The organism is Methanobacterium alkalithermotolerans (genome assembly GCF_018141185.1).
Lineage (GTDB): Archaea > Methanobacteriota > Methanobacteria > Methanobacteriales > Methanobacteriaceae > Methanobacterium_F > Methanobacterium_F alkalithermotolerans.
The window spans coordinates 1224566-1243892 of the sequence record NZ_CP058560.1 but is presented as its reverse complement, the minus strand read 5'-3'; the positions used below and the strand labels follow the sequence as shown (position 1 = coordinate 1243892).

The 19327-nt window shown below is 38.5% G+C and carries 13 protein-coding genes; 9 read left to right on the top strand and 4 right to left on the bottom strand.

Annotated elements, in window-relative coordinates; all coding sequences use genetic code 11:
- Positions 1–8: 8 nt before the first annotated feature.
- On the bottom strand, positions 9–1259 hold the full coding sequence (gene hacA, locus HYG87_RS06165) for a homoaconitase large subunit (RefSeq protein WP_211532329.1): 1251 nt from the start codon (positions 1257–1259) through the stop codon (positions 9–11).
- 529 nt (positions 1260–1788) lie between these two features.
- Between hacA and HYG87_RS06160 the strand changes: the two genes are divergently transcribed.
- The 3 genes from HYG87_RS06160 to HYG87_RS06150 all read left to right on the top strand — a co-directional run bounded on the left by HYG87_RS06160 (position 1789) and on the right by HYG87_RS06150 (position 6231).
- Positions 1789–4161: an OB-fold nucleic acid binding domain-containing protein gene (locus HYG87_RS06160; protein ID WP_211532328.1), complete on the top strand. Its 2373-nt coding sequence runs from the start codon at positions 1789–1791 to the stop codon at positions 4159–4161.
- Positions 4162–4198: 37 nt separating this feature from the next.
- On the top strand, positions 4199–5134 hold the full coding sequence (gene radA / locus HYG87_RS06155) for a DNA repair and recombination protein RadA (protein ID WP_211532327.1): 936 nt from the start codon (positions 4199–4201) through the stop codon (positions 5132–5134).
- A gap of 188 nt (positions 5135–5322) precedes the next feature.
- On the top strand, positions 5323–6231 hold the full coding sequence (locus tag HYG87_RS06150) for an AEC family transporter (RefSeq protein ID WP_211532326.1): 909 nt from the start codon (positions 5323–5325) through the stop codon (positions 6229–6231).
- A 30-nt stretch (positions 6232–6261) separates the two neighbouring features.
- On the opposite strand, the gene HYG87_RS06145 is transcribed toward HYG87_RS06150, so the two are convergent.
- A complete protein-coding gene (locus HYG87_RS06145; protein WP_211532325.1) occupies positions 6262–7680 on the bottom strand; it encodes a sensor histidine kinase in 1419 nt (472 codons plus the stop codon).
- 19 nt (positions 7681–7699) lie between these two features.
- The gene (locus HYG87_RS06140; RefSeq protein WP_211532324.1) at positions 7700–8827 is read right to left on the bottom strand and encodes an FIST signal transduction protein; all 1128 of its coding nucleotides are present in this window, start codon (positions 8825–8827) and stop codon (positions 7700–7702) included.
- Between the two features lie 331 nt (positions 8828–9158).
- Here HYG87_RS06140 and HYG87_RS06135 point away from each other — a divergent pair, with 331 nt between their 5' ends.
- From HYG87_RS06135 to HYG87_RS06120, 4 genes are all read left to right on the top strand, one after another.
- Positions 9159–11138, top strand: coding sequence for a CoB--CoM heterodisulfide reductase iron-sulfur subunit A family protein (locus HYG87_RS06135; RefSeq protein ID WP_211532323.1), 1980 nt, complete (start codon positions 9159–9161; stop codon positions 11136–11138).
- A 236-nt stretch (positions 11139–11374) separates the two neighbouring features.
- Entirely contained in the window at positions 11375–12643 is a 1269-nt protein-coding gene (gene glyA / locus HYG87_RS06130; RefSeq protein WP_211532322.1) for a serine hydroxymethyltransferase, read from the top strand.
- Positions 12644–12674: 31 nt separating this feature from the next.
- Positions 12675–13367 carry a dihydromethanopterin reductase (acceptor) gene (locus HYG87_RS06125; RefSeq protein WP_211532321.1) on the top strand — a complete coding sequence of 231 codons (693 nt, stop codon included), beginning with the start codon at positions 12675–12677 and terminating at the stop codon, positions 13365–13367.
- A gap of 143 nt (positions 13368–13510) precedes the next feature.
- Entirely contained in the window at positions 13511–13903 is a 393-nt protein-coding gene (locus HYG87_RS06120) for a HEAT repeat domain-containing protein (RefSeq protein ID WP_211532320.1), read from the top strand.
- Between the two features lie 45 nt (positions 13904–13948).
- On the opposite strand, the gene HYG87_RS06115 is transcribed toward HYG87_RS06120, so the two are convergent.
- A complete protein-coding gene (locus HYG87_RS06115; RefSeq protein ID WP_211532319.1) occupies positions 13949–14326 on the bottom strand; it encodes a DUF192 domain-containing protein in 378 nt (125 codons plus the stop codon).
- 274 nt (positions 14327–14600) lie between these two features.
- On the opposite strand from HYG87_RS06115, the gene HYG87_RS06110 reads away from it, so the two are divergent.
- Positions 14601–15809: a methionine adenosyltransferase gene (locus tag HYG87_RS06110; protein ID WP_211532318.1), complete on the top strand. Its 1209-nt coding sequence runs from the start codon at positions 14601–14603 to the stop codon at positions 15807–15809.
- A gap of 285 nt (positions 15810–16094) precedes the next feature.
- Positions 16095–19244, top strand: a complete 3150-nt coding sequence (gene ileS, locus HYG87_RS06105) for an isoleucine--tRNA ligase (protein WP_211532317.1) — start codon at positions 16095–16097, stop codon at positions 19242–19244.
- Positions 19245–19327: the final 83 nt, after the last annotated feature.

Here is a 19327-nt window from a genome sequence, read left to right as displayed (position 1 = left end):
ACAGCTAATTACCGGGGATCAGTTATTTTCCCTGTTATTGCTGAAGCAGCAGCTACTGCTGCAGATGAAAGGTATACTTCTGCATCTGCACTTCCCTGACGCCCTTTAAAATTCCGGTTAGAGGTGGATAAGCTTACTTCACCAGGACCCAGCAGTCCAATATGACCTCCTAAGCATGGTCCACAACAGGGGTTACATACCAGGACTCCTGCATCTACGAAGATATTCATTAATCCTTCATCCAGTGCTTTACGGTATATATCTCTGGAAGCAGGGATTACCAGCATTCTTACACCACTATTTACTTTTTTACCCTTCAATATTTTTGCAGCATCACGAAGGTCACTTATCCTTCCATTGGTACAGGATCCCAGGAAAACCTGATCAATTTCTATTCCCTGCACGTCACTTACTCCCTTAACATTATCCACATTGTGGGGACAGGCGATTTGAGGTTCCAGTTCGTCCACATCAATATACATCTTCTCCAGGGAAGGGGCATCTAAATCTGTTTTCATAATTTCATAAGATTTGGAGGAGTGATTTTGAACATACTGGAGTGTTTTTTGGTCAGGTTCCACCAGACCGGTTTTACCTCCCATTTCAATGGCCATATTACACATTACCATACGGTCCGATACAGACATGTTGCTTACGGTTTCTCCTGCAAATTCACATGATTTATAGGTGGCTCCATCTGCTCCAACCTTTCCTATGATGTCCAGTACTACATCTTTAGCATACACATGGGGTTTTAGATTTCCTTCAATCTCAAATCGAATTGTTTCAGGAACCTTAAACCATAATTGGCCGGTGGAAAATACCATGGCCATATCCGTAGATCCAATTCCGGTTGAAAATGCGCCCAAAGCACCGTGGGTACAGGTATGGGAGTCTGTTCCTACTACCAATTCTCCTGGTACTATATGTCCTTTTTCAGGTAATATCTGGTGGCAAACTCCTTCATTTACATCGTAAAAATTATTTATATTCTGACTTTTTACAAATTCTCTCATGATGAGGTGATTATTAGCGGCATCAATGGAATCAGCAGGGACCTGGTGATCGAAAATGACCACTATTTTTTCAGGATCCCATACCTGGGGGGTTCCAATTTTTTCAAATGACTCTACTGAAAGAGGTCCGGTTAAATCGTGAGTCATTGCAACGTCAATATTTGCCATTACAATTTCTCCTGCTTCAGTTTCTTTTTTACCGGCGGATTTAGCCAGTATTTTTTCTGCCATGGTCATGGTCATGCATAATCCTCCTTTATACCCTAAATATCATAATTTTTTTATTTTCAAACTCATATTCCATTTAAATCATAAAAATCGGCCAATGGAAATACTAAGGACTATCAATTATCTGCTGGGGAAGTATTTTTAGTCTTTACTATTTGATTGGAATTTATAATCCCTATCTGAAACCTGCAAATCATTATTTTAGGATTTAAACTTCAAAATCCATATAAAATGTACTAAATATATTATTTTAAAAAAGTTCTTTATTTATATTTATAACTATGTTCATGTTATAAATAAGTTATTCAGAGGGCATGATTTAAGGATTTCAAAGGTTACTGCAATCATCTAAGGGGCAGGATTTCAGATTATATTGTCACTTCCTACAATTATCATAAACTCCATTCTAATAATAATATTTATATACTTAGTAATACTTAGTTTAAATTACAAGTGGTAGCAGGCATGGTTTATTACTTGTCAAAAGCTCACCAAGTTTATAAATAACATAGGTGAGTCATATCATTATAGTGAGGGACTACAAATGAATAAGGAAATAAAGCAGGAATACCTTAAAATAAAGGATAAAATCTCCCAGGAGGAATTCCTTAAGCGCATGGAAGGAATGAAAAAAGAATATGAAGATGTAAGCTTCATGAATGATATTGATATGGCCCGCATGATAGTGGCTGAATTCACTAAAGAAAAAAATGAACCCCTTGCAGATAAAAAAGATCATAAAATGGATAAAATATCCAAAATGGAAGAGGGTGCCGACAAACTGACACTCAAGGGAAGGGTAATGCAGATTTCAAATCCTAAAAAATTCACTACCCGCAAAGGAAAAGAGGGTAAAGTAGCTAATCTTGTAGTTGCTGATGAAACAGAAGATGTCAGGGTAGTTTTCTGGACAGAAAACATCAAATTACTAAAAAAAATTAAAGAAGGGGATGTAATCCACATCCACGGGGTAAGTGTAAAAGAGGGATATCGGGGAAGAAAAGAAATTCATCTGCAACCCCGATCAACCATTGACGTGCTTGATGAGGATGCTAATTTACCGGTTTATCATGAAGAAATAACTCCCATCAACTCTATTGAGGAGGACCAGGAAGTAAATATTATAGCCCGAATAGTGCGCATTTCCAGAATCAGGACCTTTGATAGGGATGGAAATGAGGGTAAAGTGGCTTCTCTTGAACTTCAGGATGAAACAGGACAAATTACATATACTCTCTGGAACCGGGACACAGATCTGATAAAAGACCTGGATCTACAGGAAAATGACCCGGTTAAAATTTTAGGGGCACAAAGCCGAAGTAGAGAAGGTGAAATATCTCTTACTCATTCATGGGTAGGTAGAATTATAAAAGGGGACTATGATGTCCCTGAAATTGAAGAAAAAATGTTTAAGATAGGGGACGCTCACGAAAAAAAGGATATAAGTGTAATTGGATTGGTAACCAAGGTACAGGACCCCATTACCTTTGAAAGATCAGATGGATCGGCCGGATCAGTAAAATCTATTGAAATTGCCGATGATACTGGAAAAATAAGAGTTACTCTATGGAATGACGACACTTCTTTGAATATAAATAAAGGCGATATTCTGAAAATTATGGGTGGAAATGTGGAATTTGATGAATATGCAGCAGAAGGATACCGCATCAACACCAACTGGAATAGTAGAATAGTCATAAACCCGGAATCTGATAAAAAACTGGTGGAATTACTCAATGAATATAAAAAACATTTGGAACCTGTTAAAATAGGTAATATTGTTGACATACAGGATGAAGGAGAAGAGATAGATATTGTGGGGCGTATAGTGAGTATAAACGAACCTAGAGAATTCCAGAGAGAAGATGGAAGTACAGGTCTGGTTCGTTCAGCAGATATTGCTGATGAGACGGGAGTGGTTAAAATATCCCTCTGGGATGATAAAGCCCACACTGGTCTTAAAATAGGTGAAGCAATTCGTATTGAAAATGCTAGAACTAAATTAGGCCTATACAGTGTGGACTTAAGTATTGGTAAAACTTCAAGGTTACTGGAACCTCAAAAAGATGACTTAAAGGATCTACCTTCCTTTGAAGAATTGGAAGACATCATCTACACCAGCAAGAAAATAGACGACCTGGAGGAAGATGACCGAAACTTAAAGCTAGTGGCACGTGTAATTGACCTTTATGATCCTAATGAATTCCAGAGAGATGATGGAAGCCCGGGAATAGTTCGTTCTATGGAAGTAGGAGATGATACTGGATCCATAAGGGCTTCATTATGGGATGATAAGGCTGAAATTCCATTAAATATAGGGGATGCCATTATTATTCAAAACCCTCAGGTTAAATTCCGTAATGATCATCTGGAACTCTCTATAGGTAGAAACACTCAAATCAACAGAGCCAAAGATAAAGATCTTGAATCATTACCCACCTTCCAAGAATTAGAGGACATGATTTATACTCCTAAATCCATTGAAAATCTGGAAGAGGAAGACCGTAATGTAAAAATATCAGGAGAACTTACTGAAGCCTTTGGTGGAAGAATTTTATCCTACCGGTGCCCTAACTGTAATAATCGCCTGGAATCTTCTGAAGAGGAGTACATATGTGATTTTTGTGGTGAAGAAACAGATGAACCTCGCTACCTCCTTATGGTACCCGCTCGAATTGAGGATGATACTGGAGATATAAGAGTTACTTTCTTTGGAAAACAGGCCGAAAAACTCCTGGAAATGAGTACTCAGGAAGTGGCAGATGTAATTGCTAAAAGTGCTGATGAAGGTGCTTTAGAGGAAAAAGTCGAAGATTTAAATGGTAGGAATATAACAATCATCGGAGATGCTAATTTCGATGAATACAATGAAGAAGTAAGGCTAAACCCTAAAAAAATTGTTAAAATAGAATTATAACTTTCAATGGGTTATCAAATGATCAGGGGAGATTAAAATGGTGGAACTTGAAGATTTACCGAATGTAGGCGAAAAAACTGCTCAAAAACTTCGTGATGCTGGATTTGGAGATATGATGAGGTTGGCCACAGCTACTGGGAAAGAATTAGCTGTTAAGGCTGAAATTGGCGAGGGAGTAGCTGATAAAGTAATTGAAGCTGCTCGAAAAGCAGAACAAATTGATTTCGAAACGGCACTGGATGTTATGGAAAGACGTAAAGATGTGGGCCGTATTACTGTGGGTAGCGAAGCTTTCAATGAACTGATTGGAGGAGGGATTGAAACTCAGGCCATAACTGAAGTATTTGGAGAATTTGGATCAGGAAAAAGTCAGATATCTCATGAACTGGCAGTAACTATTCAGTTACCTCCCGAAAAGGGAGGGCTTGATGCAGAATGTGTCTTCATTGATACTGAAAATACCTTCCGTCCAGAAAGAATAGAACAAATTGCCAATGGATTTGAACTGGACATAGAAGAGGTTTTAAAAAAAATACACATCGCACGGGCTTTTAACTCTAACCATCAGATATTAATGGCGGAAAAAGTAAATGAATTGATTCAAAGTGGAGTTAATATTCGCTTATTAATAGTTGATTCTCTAACTGCCCATTTCCGGGCAGAATATGTGGGACGGGAATCACTGGCTAATCGCCAGCAAAAATTAAATCAGCACCTGCACACTTTACAGAATATTGCCAATACCTATAACACCGCTGTTTTTGTAACTAACCAGGTACAGGCCCGTCCTGATGCTTTCTTTGGAAGCCCTACCAAGGCGATTGGCGGCCACGTTTTGGGCCACGCGGCTACTTACAGGATATGGCTCAAAAAAGGATTGGCAGGTAAAAGAATTGCTCGATTGGTGGATAGTCCCCATCTTCCAGAGGGTGAAAGCGTATTTAAGATTACCACCGAGGGTATTGTTGACTGATACTCAGCAATCAACTATTTTTTTATTTTTACCATATCTTGATGCCCACCCAAAAATTTTTAGTGGGCTAAAAACTATTTTTAACCAGGAATTAAATTAGCTCACCATCTATTTAGACTCCTGTGACTATTTTTGGGGGGATAAAAGATCAGGGGGCTGGATTTTCAATCTTATCTGAGGGAACCATAATGGATTTAAAATCAGTAGAAACTGTACTATCTATAATTGTAATGGTAATCCTGGGATACCTCATACGCCGTTGGGGAGTTCTAGAGGCAAAGGATGCCCAGTCCCTTAATAAGATAGTGGTCAATTTAGCCATACCGTCCATGATTTTCCTGGCAATGTACGGTGCTGATTTATCCATAATTCCTATACTAGTACCTATACCTCTTGTATGTATCATGGTAGCTGCCATTACCGGGACTCTTGCCTATATATGGACCCGTAGCAAAAATTTACCTCAAAAAACAAGATGGAGCATCATCATACCGGCAGCAATGCTAAATTCCGGCTTTTTAGGTTATCCAATTGCCCTTGGCGTTTTTGGAACAGATGGACTGGTAAGGGCAATATTCTACGACATGGGATCTATACTGGTTTTCATTGGATTTGGGATCATTTTGCTTTTTATTTTCGGAGGCAGGTACCAGGATATACTTAAAAGAGCCATAATATTCCCTCCGTTATGGGGCATCATTCTGGGAACAGCAGCCAACTACTGGACAATTCCACTGGGGTTCCTGGTGGATGATGTGCTTGGTTATCTGGCAGGGGCAGCCATACCTTTAATTATGATATCCCTGGGACTATCTTTAGAATTGAAGGGTATAAAAGAAAATATTGAAGCGGCAACCATAACCAGTATCATCCGATTAATAATATCTCCTGCTATAGCCTTTTTAATTGTATATATGATAGGAATGAGTGGCTTAGAAAGAACTGTGACTATAATTCAGGCGGCTATGCCTTCTGCCATGCTATCCATGGTTTTGGCCATAAATTATGAACTCGATCTAAAATTAACTGCATCATGCGTATTTTTCACCACCATTTTGAGTTTAGTAACTCTGCCTATAATCATGGCTTTGATTTAAAAATAGGAATGAAATCCAATTGAAAGAATATTACTCCTTTTCGATGGCCATTTCCCTAAATAATATATCAAATTCAGTTCCAGGTCCTCTATGAAAAATTATGGTAGCATCAATTTGGTCAGCCAAACTATATATTAATTGCAGGCCCAGTGAAGAGGTATTTTTATAGTCAAGGTCATTGGGGAAGCCAATACCATCATCAATGACCTTTAAAACAAATTGATCTCCTTTTTTATGGAAATCAACTTTTATTTCACCTTCTTTACCTGAGGGGAAGGCATGTTTGAGGCAATTGGATACTAATTCATTTAAAATCAACCCCAGAGGAACAATGGTGTCAATATCCAGCATAATATCCTCCACTTGCAACTTCAAATCCAGCCGATTATCATGGGACATGTAGGTATGGAATATATCTGTGGATAGGGAACGTACATATTCTCCAAAATTTATCTTTTTAAGGTCGCTGGAGCGATATAATCTTTCATGAATCAGGGCCATGGCCTTGGCTCGATTCTGACTTTCTTTAAAAATATCCCTGGTTTCTGCATCATTAATTTTCCTGGACTGTATATTCAGCAGGCTGGATATAACCATTAGATTATTTTTTACCCTGTGATGGATTTCCTTTAAAAGCATCTTCTTTTCCTTTAAGGATATTTTCAACTCCCTCTCAGTTTTTTTAAGGGGACTTATATCAAGCAGGGAAACCAGACTTTTAGAGGTACCGGGTATGAGTGCTACATTTATATAAAAGTCCCTTAGATTCTTATTTTTATCCTGGAACTGAAATTCATAATTTTGGGGAACTGCAGAAGGATCATTTCTGCGTAATTTATGATAATCCATTATTTTTTCCTTTTCTTCTGGTGATAAGAATTCTTTCCAGTTTTTCTTTTTTTGAACTTCTTCTTTTACATAACCTGAAAGACGTTCGAATTCACTATTTACAAGCAATATGGTACCATCTTCTTCTAAAATTAGAGTACCTGTACCTGTATTTTCAAATATAGTCCGGTACATTATTTCTGATTCTCTCAGCGCTCTTTCTGCTTTTTCCCTCATTAGAATATTACGGGCCTTTATAAGAGAATTTTCCAGACTATTAATAAATAGATTATATATACGTAGCTGGCGCTGGTCAATTGGTGAAGATTGTTCCATAAATATCTTTAAGTTAGTCACCTGATTAAAGGAATGATAAAATTGATTGGGTTTTAATTTTTTCAGATTAAAATTTTCAGGATTTCTAAACCCCCAGCTACTTATAACTTCTATATCGCCCTCTTTAACATAAAATAAAAGATAATATCTCACTCCAAATAGCCGAACTGCTTTTTCTAAGGATTCCCTTAAAATATCTTCTTCTGAATCTAAAAATAGCAGAGATGAAATTTCATAAAGGGCTGATAATTCAGCAATCATTAGTTCAGAGTCAGATTTTACCATATAATATTCCTCATTATTTTTATCCCAGCACCATTACCATGGTTTTGTTGTGCAAGAGGGGCACATCACTATAGCATCCTACTTCCCCAAAGGTAAGGGCACCAATAAGAGGAACTTCCCTTCCAATTTTTTGATGTACCAGCTCCACCTCGTCCTGAAATTTATCCTGCATTAACAGGTATCGGGATATGCAGTCAAATAACAGTATAAATTTTGGTTTTTCAATTTTAGACTTAGCCTGATCAGCTATTTCTCCTGCAGTTTTAATTAAATCCCCAATTTCTCCTTCCATTACATTACCCACTGCATTTTTTGGAATCTCACTTACAAACTCAATGCTATTATCCGGATTTAGATTTATGGGGTCCCGTATGAGGTAATTTCCAGATAAATCCGGGAAGCCCAGCGGATATTTCATACCATACTGTGAAAAATTATCCTTATCTATTGAACCCAGCTGCCGGGAGTAGGAATCAAAGGCACTAATACCATTTATTTGAATAACCTTTTTACCCTCAGATTCAGTAATTACCATGGGATCTTTTTTTGGTTTCCATCCATGCCCCAGGTAAATTTCTAAATCAATACCTCCTACCAGTGCTGATGCCAGAGCACCACTTTCTACTCCTTTTTCTGTAAATTGAAAAGTTTTGAAAAACTTAAGGTTATCTCCTGCTCCGCCACCGGCATATTTATATTCCGGCCCCAGGGAGTGATACATGCCCTGAATTAAATGGGATAAATGGGATGCAAATCCTTCTGGAAATATAAAAATAGTTCCCTTTTTTATTCCACTGGATAAAAGTTCCTGACCTGCAGATTTTCCTACCTGAAAGGAGTTTTCTTCCACATTTTTTTGCAGTGATGTTTTTACTTCCATTTTATCCCCACTGCAGCAGAGCACACCTACACCCTGATTGAGGACACCCTTAGGAGTAATAATTCCCCCACCACAAAAGCCCACCAACTTAGAATTTCCAATTCGAGATTTAACTGCATTAAATACTTTTTTCTGATTATAAGAATCAGTTGTAAACAAAAAAACCAGGTCTGGATCCTTATTCATTCCAGTCAACGCATTAGTAATGGCCTGCTCTCCGGCATCAACTGAATCTTTAAGTTCACTATATCCACCAGCGGCTATCATAAAAAAATATCTATTATTTATTTTATTTAATCATTAGTAATCTAATTGAATATGTTGATAAAAATCTGATAAAAAAGGGAACAATCAAAACTTTTTTTAGAGGATATACTATATTTTATAATCAATGGATTTATATCTATTCAAAATTCCATATAGGGATACAAAACTAATTATATACTATCTAGAAACGCTTAAACCGGGATTTAATATTATCATATAAATACTTTACTCAAAATTTTTGATAGAAATGTTTATATGTGCGAGTGATACACCTTAATCATCTAAACTATTAGTTTAAATTAGATTTTATCAACTTGTACAAGGTGATCTAATGGCAGAAGAAAAGAAAGAAGAAACCATGGAAGAACCAAAAATTGGAGTTTACGTGTGTCACTGTGGTATAAACATCGGTGGTGTTGTAGATATTGCCGCAGTTGAAGAATATGCTAAGTCTCTACCAAATGTGGTTCTGGCTAATGAATACAAATACTACTGTTCTGACCCAGGACAAATGGAAATTCAAAAAGACATTAAAGAAAAGGGATTAAACCGAATTGTTGTTGCTGCTTGTTCCCCTCGTCTCCACGAACCAACTTTCCGAAGATGTGTGGAAGAAGCTGGACTGAACCCTTATCTCTTTGAATTTGCTAACATCCGGGAACACGATTCCTGGGTACATATGAATGAACCAGAAGCTGCTACTGAAAAGGCTAAAGATTTAGTTCGAATGGCAGTAGCTAAGGCAAGATTACTGGAAGCTCTAGAATCATCCACAGTAAGTGTAACTGATAAAGCGATGGTTATTGGAGGAGGAGTAGCAGGTATTCAAGCTGCACTTGATTTAGCAGATATGGGATTCAAAACCTACATGATAGAAAAACAACCTACCATTGGTGGAAGAATGGGACAACTGGATAAAACATTCCCTACCCTGGATTGTTCCATGTGTATCCTTGCTCCTAAGATGGTGGATGTAGGAAAGCACGAAAACATCGAGCTTATAACATATGCTGAAGTAAAACAAGTGGATGGTTACATTGGTAACTTCAAAGTCAAAGTAGAGAAAAAACCACGATTCATAGACGAAGAACTATGTGTGGGTTGCGGATCATGTGTGGAAGTATGCCCAATTGAAATGCCAAATTACTTCGATGAAGGTATTGGTATGGTTAAAGCAGCTTACATACCATTCCCTCAAGCAGTACCACTGTGTGCTACCATTGATAAAGATTACTGTATCGAATGTAAACTCTGTGACCAGATTTGTGAACGGGGAGCAGTTAAGCACGACCAGGAACCAGAAGAAATTGAAATGGATATAGGTACCATTATTGTGGCTACTGGTTACGACCCTTACGACCCTACTGAAAAACTGGAATACGGTTACGGAAGCCACACCAATGTGATTACTGGTATGGAACTGGAAAGGCAGATTAATGCATCCGGGCCAACTGAAGGTAAAGTAGTTAAGCCTTCTGATGGTGAGAAACCAAAAAGCGTAGCTTTCATCCACTGTGTAGGATCCCGGGATGAGCAGGTGGGTAAACCATACTGTTCCCGTGTGTGCTGTATGTATGCTATGAAAAATGCTCAGCTAATCAAAGATAAAATGCCAGATACTGATGTAGCTCTTTACTACATGGATATTCGAGCATTTGGTAAAGGATTCGAAGAGTTCTACAAACGATCCCAGGAAAAATATGGAATCAAGTTTATCCGTGGACGACCAGCTGAAGTACTAGAAAACCCTGATCTTACCTTAACTGTAAGGGGAGAAGATACTTTAATTGGAAAAACAACAGAATATGCGTATGATATGGTGGTTTTAGGTGTAGGTTTAATACCTCCTGAAGGAGCTGAAGAACTAAGGCAGACCATTGGTCTATCTAAATCTGCAGATGGATTCCTGATGGAAGCTCACCCTAAACTAAGACCAGTAGATACCTTAACTGATGGTGTATACCTCGCTGGTGTATCACAAGGTCCTAAAGATATTCCTGACGCTGTAGCACAAGCATCTGGTGCAGCTGCTCGAGCAGCTATCCCTATGGTCAAAGGAGAAGTTTCCATTGAACCTATTGTGGCTACTAACGATCTGGATGTATGTGGTGGATGTGAAGTCTGTATTGAGCTATGCCCCTATGGTGCACTACAAATTGAAGATGAACAGGCTGCCATTAATGTGGCTCTATGTAAAGGATGCGGAACCTGTGTAGGTGCCTGCCCATCTGGAGCTATGGACCAGCAACACTTCAAAACCGATCAAATCATGGCCCAAATTGAAGCAGCCATGAATGAAGACGCAAAATAAGTGTGAGATTAATAATCTCCCTTATTTTTTATTATTTTTTTTAAATTAACTAAAACAATATTTTTTATTATATTTCAACATTCTCAAGGGTTTTAAAACTAATTTAGGGCATTTTTTAAGGACTTTTGATTTATTTTTTTTTAGAAAAAATTAAATTTTTTATACTGAATATTTATATTCCCTTATTCATATCATCTATGGAGAAGCACTTGATAATTTATATGGATCTGATACAAATGTCTGAAAATCAAATTTATGCTCAGGAAATTAAAAATCTCATGAAAGAGCACAATCAGTGGATGGAAAATAGTATTAACCTCATTGCCAGTGAAAACATTACCAGCTCGCTGGTAAAAGAGGCCAGTATATCGGACCTATCCCATAGATACGCTGAAGGCGTATCAGGGTGCCGACTATATGAGGGCTGTGAGTGTATAGATGGTATCGAGGATTTGACGGTACACTTATCCAAAAAACTTTTTAATGCAGAGCATGCCAATGTACAGCCTACTTCTGGCGTTGTAGCTAATTTGGCATCTTTTTTTGCATTTACTAAACCTGGAGATTCTATAATGGCCATGGAAGTACCTTATGGAGGTCATATTTCTCATGCCAATGTTAGTGCTGCAGGTATTAGGGGATTAAAGGTTTATACTCATCCTTTTGATTTTGATAAAATGAATATCGATGCTGAAGCCATGAAGAAGATGATCCTGGAAATTAAGCCAAAAATTGTTCTTTTAGGCGGTAGCCTATTTTTATTCCCTCATCCTGTAGAAGAGGCTCGTGAAGCTGCAGATGAAGTAGGGGCGAAAGTAATGTATGACGGGGCCCATGTATTGGGACTAATAGCAGGCAAGCACTTCCAGGACCCTCTTAAAGAAGGGGCGGATTTGCTGGTGGGAAGTACCCATAAGACATTTCCAGGACCACAGGGAGGTATAATCCTCTGCAAGGATGAAATAAGTGAAAAAATCGACGAAGCAGTATTCCCTGGAGTGGTAAGTAACCACCACCTCCACCACATGGCCGGGCTGGGAATTGCCACTGCGGAAATGCTGGAATTTGGTGAAGCTTATTCTCGTCAGATAGTTAAAAATGCTCAGGCACTGGCCCAGAGTCTTCATGAACTGGGATTCAATGTGTTGTGTGAAGATTCCGGATTCACCCAATCTCATCAAGTAGTAATGGATGTTTCTGATGTGGGAAGGGCATCAGAACTATCTAAAATTCTGGAATCTAACAACATTATTCTAAATAAAAATTTACTTCCCTGGGATGATGTAAATCGTTCCGATGATCCTTCTGGTATCAGGGTGGGTACTCAGGAAATTACCCGCAGGGGCCTCAAAGAGTCTCATATGAGTGAAGTTGCCCAGTACATCAAAAAAGTAGCAGTAGACGGACTGGACCTTAGAGAAGATATTTCTCATTTTATGAGCCAGTATACTCAGGTTCACTACGCTTTCACCCTTGATGAGGCCTATAAATACGTGGAGTTATAATAAATTTTTTCCATCATCTTGAGGAATTAATATGCGTGTGGGTTGGGCATTTACCGGGGCAGGGCATCTGCTTCTGGAGAGTGTGGAAGAACTGGAAAAACTGGCCTTAAACCATGAAGTTACCGTACTGTTATCTAAAGCTGGGGAAGAAGTATTAAAAATGTATGGTCTTTATGATCGGGTTAAAAATGTTACCGGGGGATATTACCGGGAATTAGCCCGGGAAAAAGATCAAGAATTTAGTTTTCCCATTACCGGTCGATTATCCATGGGTCGCTATGATCTTTTCATAGTATCCCCCACCACTTCCAATACCATTGCCAAAATAGTGCATGGTATAGCAGATACCCTGGTTACCAATGCGGTGGCCCAGGCTGGAAAAGGGAAAATTAAAACCCTGATCGTACCTGTAGATTTAGAAGCAGGAGATGTGGAAACAGTGCTGCCTTCTAAACTGGAACGTGATAAATGTGAAGATTGCCAAACATGTAAATCCGCCGCAGCCTGCCCTAAAGACGCCATAATTCCTGGATTAGAGATTGATCTTTTGAAATGTTCTGGCTGCGGAGCCTGTCAAATTGCCTGCCCATTTGGGGCAGTATCTGGGGGTAAAATTATTACCATCTATATGAGACAGCTTGATGTTGAAAATACCCATAAATTAACTCATTTAGAGGGCGTTTCCATTTTAAGATACCCTTCCCATATACAGGATAATTTATAATCTGTGGGCGTGTCTTTTTAAACCATATACTTATTTTTTACAGGGTTTAGAATAAATGTAAACCTAATTTATCATATTTTTCCTGTAAAAAATACCAATAATTATTATCATCATCCTACAGAATTATAGTAAAGGTGGTATTAATGGCAGAACAAACAAAACGGATAGATTTTCTTATTAAAAAACTGGAAAATGAAGATTGGGTGGTAAGAGAAGACGCTGCTGAACTTTTAGCTGAGGTTGGGGATCCAAGAGCAGTTGAATACCTGATAAAAGCCCTGGAAGATGAGGACTATCATGTAAGGGAAGCAGCTGCATTGGCACTGGCTACCTTTGATAGTAAGGAGGCAATAGATCCCCTGATTAAATTACTGGGTGATGAAAAATCAGGAGTAAGATATGGTTCTGCTCTGGCTTTATCCATTTTGGGGGATAAAAGGGCGATAAAACCTCTGGAAAGGGCTACCGAAGATGAAAATAAAGTGGTGCAAAAAGCAGCTAATATGGCCCTCAATGAAATAAGAAAGCGAGTATAAATTTATTTTAAGCCCTATCCATATAAGGAGTAATCCTCTAGGGGGCTAGTTAATAACTATTTTTTTAAATTCAAGGCGGTCTCCCAGAGACACTTTAGTTTTTTCCAGAATACCTTTTTCCAGTTCAATAACATATCTAGCCGGAGCTTTAGGGGTATAAGTTTTCCATGGTTCTAATGAGACCATATCCACCACTTCTTTATTTTTATCTGCGAAAATAACATCCAGAGGCATACGCATAAAAAACATGTGTATGGCAGAACCTCTTTTACCTCTTCCGGCAGGAATTTTAAGCACCAAACCGGATTCTATTTTTGTTTTTAACATCAGACCTCGAAAACGAGAAAAAAAACTGTCTGCAAATTCAACTGGACCAATTATCTTTTTCTGGGTATGGTTAATCAAATTCATCTTTGAAGACATTTAAACACCTTAAAATTAATTATTTGTCCTTAAATAGAATTACATGGCGATTGGTTAGGTGGGTGGCCTATTTAAGATATTCATTTTAATATTATTATATTCATAAGAAATTTATTTATATTATCAGTTCCAAGCACTATCTACTATAATACCAATTATCAATTTGACTGTAATTTAAGTTAACAGTTATTCTACTACCTACTATTTATGAAGGGAGCTAGGCCGGATAGTTAACATTTATCCACAGTTATTTATTAATTGGGAGGTTATCTTTATGAGGAATATTATTGTAGAAAAACTTAATCAAACTCCCATTGAGGAGCAGGACATAGAAATAGTGGAGCGAAAAGGTATAGGCCATCCAGATAGTATAAGTGATGGAATTGCAGAATCCGTAAGCAGGGCTCTTTGCAATGCGTACCTGGAGAGATTTGGAACCATAATGCACCATAATACTGATGAAGTTCAGATTACTGCCGGTGAATCTAACCCGGTATTTGGTGGGGGGGAAGTAATCAAACCTATGGATATCCTTTTAACCGGGAGGGGAATATCTGAAATAGATGGCGAAAAAATAGGCCTGGATAGAATAGCCATCACCGCAGCAAAAGACTACCTCAAAGAGAATATTATTAATCTGGATGTGGAAAGCTGTGCTGTAGTGGAATGTAAAATTGGACACGGGTCAGGAGATTTAAGAGACGTATTTGCCCGAAAAGGAAAAGCTCCTCTTTCCAATGATACCTCTTTTGGTGTGGGATTTGCTCCTTTTTCTGAAACAGAAACCATTGTAATGGAAGCAGAATACCTTTTAAATTCTCCTCAGTTTAAAAAGAAATATCCTGCTGTAGGGGAAGATATTAAAGTCATGGGTCTTAGGGAAGGAGATAAAATTATTCTTACTGTGGCTGTGGCCATGGTGGATAAATATGTGGCTGATCTGGATGCTTACCTGGAAATGGTAGCTGTAGTTAAAGAAGAGGTTTATCAGCTTGCCAGCCAGTTTACTTCAAGGGATTTAGAAGTGTTTGTAAATACTGCTGACCGTTGTGAAGAAGATGGAACACCTTCTGTTTACATTACCGTCACCGGTACTTCTGCTGAAATGGGAGATGATGGATCAGTTGGGAGGGGTAACCGGGCTAACGGCCTTATTACACCAAACCGACCCATGTCTATGGAAGCTACATCTGGTAAAAACCCCATAAATCACGTGGGTAAAATCTATAACCTCCTGTCCACTCAGATGGCGGCAGATGTTGTAGAAGCGGTGGAAGGGGTTCAACAGGCCCATATAATGATTTTATCTCAGATAGGTAAACCTATTGACCAGCCCAAGGCTGCTAATTCCCAGATAATTCTACAACCGGGTTACAGTATGGAAGATGTACAGAAAAAAGTGGAAAGTGTGATGGATAACTGGTTAGAAGATACATCCAGCATCACTGAAATGCTGGTAAAAGGAAAGCTCCGAACCTTTTAATAATAAACTCACTTAAAATTATAAGTTGATCTTACTAACTTTATTTTAATAAGGTCTTCTGTTAATAATCAAGCCGGGTTTTCCTAAATGAGAATACTGTGGGTATTCCATCCCTTATCTTTTTTATACATATCAGCTGATGCAGCAGAATAAATATTTTTAATTAATTACTTGAAGGGGATAACTGAAAATTATTTCCCCTAATGGTAAAATTGTTTTATATCATCACCACCATACACTATTAGTAATCTGATAATTATTTCATCAATCATTAGGAGAGTTTATATGCCCATCCAGGAGGCAGAAAAATCATATCAACCTCAAATCATAGAGGATAAAATCCAGAACTTCTGGATTGAAAATCAAATTTATAATAAAACCAAACTATTAAGAGAAGACCAGCCCACTTATTCATTTTTAGATGGCCCTCCATATTGCAGTGGACGAATACACCTGGGAACAGCCTGGAATAAAATTATTAAGGACACCCATCTTCGTTTTAAAAGCATGAATGGTTTCAATATCAGGCGCCAGGCCGGCTGGGATGCCCACGGCCTTCCCATAGAACACAAGGTGGAAGGGCTGCTGGGCCTTAAAAGCAAGAAAGAAATTGAAACTAAAATAGGGATTGAAAACTTCATCAGCAAATGCAGGGAATTTGCTATTGAAAATAAGGCTATGATGACAGAACAATTCCAAAAAATTGGAATATGGATGGATTGGGATGATCCCTATGTAACTTTTGATCCCCAGTATATGGAATCCTGCTGGTGGACCCTTAAACAGGCCCATAAAAAAGATTTGCTGGTAAATGATCTGCGGGTTATAACCTGGTGCCCTCGCTGCGAAACAGCCCTGGCCCTGGCGGAAATTGACTATGAAAATAAGGATGATCCTTCTATTTACGTTAAATTTCCTTTTAAAAATCCTGAAATTGCTGAAAATGGCAAAGAATTTGTCATGATATGGACCACCACTCCCTGGACTCTTCCTGCTAATATGGCGGTATGTGTGCATCCTGAATTTGATTATGCCTATGTGAAAATAAAGGACGAAGTATATGTAATGGCCGAAGCACTGGTGGATTCTCTCTTTGGGGAAGAAGACTATGAAATCCTGAAGATAGTAAAAGGATCATACCTGGAAGGAAAAAAATATTTACATCCTTTAAATAAGGAAATAGCCAAACAAAAGGAATTTACTCATTTGATTCTTCCAGGAGAACACGTAACTCTTACTGAAGGTACAGGTTGTGTACATACTGCTCCTGGGCACGGGCCAGAGGATTTTGAAATCGGGAAAGAGTATGGGCTACCTATATTCTGCCCGGTGGATGATGCGGGATTATTTAAAGAAGAAGCAGGAAAATATGCGGGACAATTTGTTAAAGATGCGGATCCTTTTATAATTGCTGATCTGGATGCGCATGGATTTTTGTTTAAAGAAGGCACTATTAATCACCGTTATGGGTTTTGCTGGAGATGTAAAACTCCCATTATTTACCTGGCTACCCAGCAATGGTTTTTAAAGATAACCGAAATCAAGGATCAGATGCTCAGTGAACTGGATAAAGTGGAATGGGTTCCTTCCTGGGCGGGAGAAAGCAGGTTCCGTAACTGGATTGAGAATGCCCGGGACTGGACCATATCCCGACAAAGGTACTGGGGAATACCCATCCCTATCTGGTCCTGTGAGGACTGTGATGAAATAACGGTACTGGGTTCGGTAAGCGAACTTAAAGAAAAAGCCAATGAAAACAATCTACAGGGAGACTTTATTCACCGGCCCCATGTGGACGATATTACCCTGCCCTGCGCCTGTGGAGGAATAATGAAACGTACCCCTGATGTACTGGATGTGTGGATAGATTCCGGGGTGGCAGGATGGGCATCACTCCATTATCCTCAAAAAAAGGATTTATTTGAAAAATGGTTCCCCTATGACTTTATTACTGAAGGTCATGACCAGACCAGGGGATGGTTCTATTCTCAACTGGGTACCGGGGTAATTGCCCTGGATAAAACACCTTATCAGAAGGTACTCATGCATGGGTTTACCCTGGATGAAGAAGGTAGGAAGATGAGTAAATCCCTGGGTAATGTGGTGGAGCCAGAAGAGGTTATAGAAAATTACGGTGCAGATATCCTCCGTTTTTATCTTTTATGGGCAAATAAACCATGGGACGACCTTAAATTCGTCTGGGATGAGCTTAAGAATGTAAGTAAAATGTTCAATATCTGGTGGAATGTATATGTATTTTCCACCACCTATATGGCCCTGGATAATTTTAACCCACTTCAATGCACTCCCGAAAACATTCAATTAAGGGATGAAGACCGCTGGATTCTCTCCCGAATTAATTCAGTGGCCCGGGAAGTTACAGAATCCCTTAATAACCTTTTCTTCCATAAGGCCACCCGGAGCCTCAATCATTTCATTCTGGAGGATTTAAGTCGCTGGTATGTAAGACTAATACGGGGACGTACCTGGGTAGAAAAAGATGATCCTGATAAATTAGGGGCTTATCATACGCTCTACACTGTACTGAAAATGCTTATTACCATGATGGCGCCTATAGCTCCCCACATAAGTGAAGAAATGTATCATAATCTCATTAAAGAGGTGAACCCTCAATCCAAAGAAAGTGTGCATATGCTGGACTGGAATTATTCAGAGGAACTTATTGATGAGAAATTAGAGTCCCAAATGGATGTAGTAAGGCATATCATTGAGGCAGGGGCTCGTGGAAGGGATGTGGCTAGATACAAACTCAGATGGCCAGTAAGTGAAATCATAGTGGTATCTGAAGATGAAAATGTTCTAAAAGCTGCCCAATCACTTCAAAAGGTAATTATGGAGCAGGCCAATACAAAAAAAGTATTGACTAATCAGGAATTTCCAGAATTAAAAATTAATGTCCTGCCTAATATGAAAACACTGGGCCCTAAACTGCGTCAGGATGTTCCGCTGGTGGCCGCTGAACTAAGAAAACAGGATGGAAAAACTATAAAAAAGGAAATGGAAACGAAAAACATCTTAAAAATAGAACTGGAAGATAAAGTCATAGAATTAAATCCAGAAGATGTGGTATATGAAACTGAGCTCCCTGAAGATGTGGTAAGTGCTGAATTTGAAGGAGGGAGTGTATTCATAAACACTCAAATCACACCTGATATACTATCAGAATCCATGGCCCGGGAATTAATAAGAAGAATCCAGGACATGAGAAAAGATATGGATCTGGATGTGGAGTCTAATATTGAGGTGGAAGTAAGCTGCAGTACCTCACTACAGAACCTGGTACAACCTCACTATGATTTCATGGCCCATGAAGTAAGGGCACAAAAAATCATTTTTGGAGAAAATAAAGGAGAATATACTAAAGAATGGAAAATAGAAGATGAAAATCTTTCTGTTTCAATAAAAAAAGCATAATTTTCTTTATTTTTTATTTTATTTTAGTTTTTTTACATAAGGGTAACATAGAAATAAATTAATGTTTAATAAAATAAAGCATT

Bases quoted from the DNA above. Each gene is read 5' to 3' on its own strand.
- hacA (WP_211532329.1), bottom strand. From the start codon at position 1,259: ATGACCATGACCATGGCAGAAAAAATACTGGCTAAATCCGCCGGTAAA.
- HYG87_RS06160 (WP_211532328.1), top strand. From the start codon at position 1,789: ATGAATAAGGAAATAAAGCAGGAATACCTTAAAATAAAGGATAAAATC.
- radA (WP_211532327.1), top strand. From the start codon at position 4,199: ATGGTGGAACTTGAAGATTTACCGAATGTAGGCGAAAAAACTGCTCAA.
- HYG87_RS06150 (WP_211532326.1), top strand. From the start codon at position 5,323: ATGGATTTAAAATCAGTAGAAACTGTACTATCTATAATTGTAATGGTA.
- HYG87_RS06145 (WP_211532325.1), bottom strand. From the start codon at position 7,680: ATGGTAAAATCTGACTCTGAACTAATGATTGCTGAATTATCAGCCCTT.
- HYG87_RS06140 (WP_211532324.1), bottom strand. From the start codon at position 8,827: ATGATAGCCGCTGGTGGATATAGTGAACTTAAAGATTCAGTTGATGCC.
- HYG87_RS06135 (WP_211532323.1), top strand. From the start codon at position 9,159: ATGGCAGAAGAAAAGAAAGAAGAAACCATGGAAGAACCAAAAATTGGA.
- glyA (WP_211532322.1), top strand. From the start codon at position 11,375: ATGTCTGAAAATCAAATTTATGCTCAGGAAATTAAAAATCTCATGAAA.
- HYG87_RS06125 (WP_211532321.1), top strand. From the start codon at position 12,675: ATGCGTGTGGGTTGGGCATTTACCGGGGCAGGGCATCTGCTTCTGGAG.
- HYG87_RS06120 (WP_211532320.1), top strand. From the start codon at position 13,511: ATGGCAGAACAAACAAAACGGATAGATTTTCTTATTAAAAAACTGGAA.
- HYG87_RS06115 (WP_211532319.1), bottom strand. From the start codon at position 14,326: ATGTCTTCAAAGATGAATTTGATTAACCATACCCAGAAAAAGATAATT.
- HYG87_RS06110 (WP_211532318.1), top strand. From the start codon at position 14,601: ATGAGGAATATTATTGTAGAAAAACTTAATCAAACTCCCATTGAGGAG.
- ileS (WP_211532317.1), top strand. From the start codon at position 16,095: ATGCCCATCCAGGAGGCAGAAAAATCATATCAACCTCAAATCATAGAG.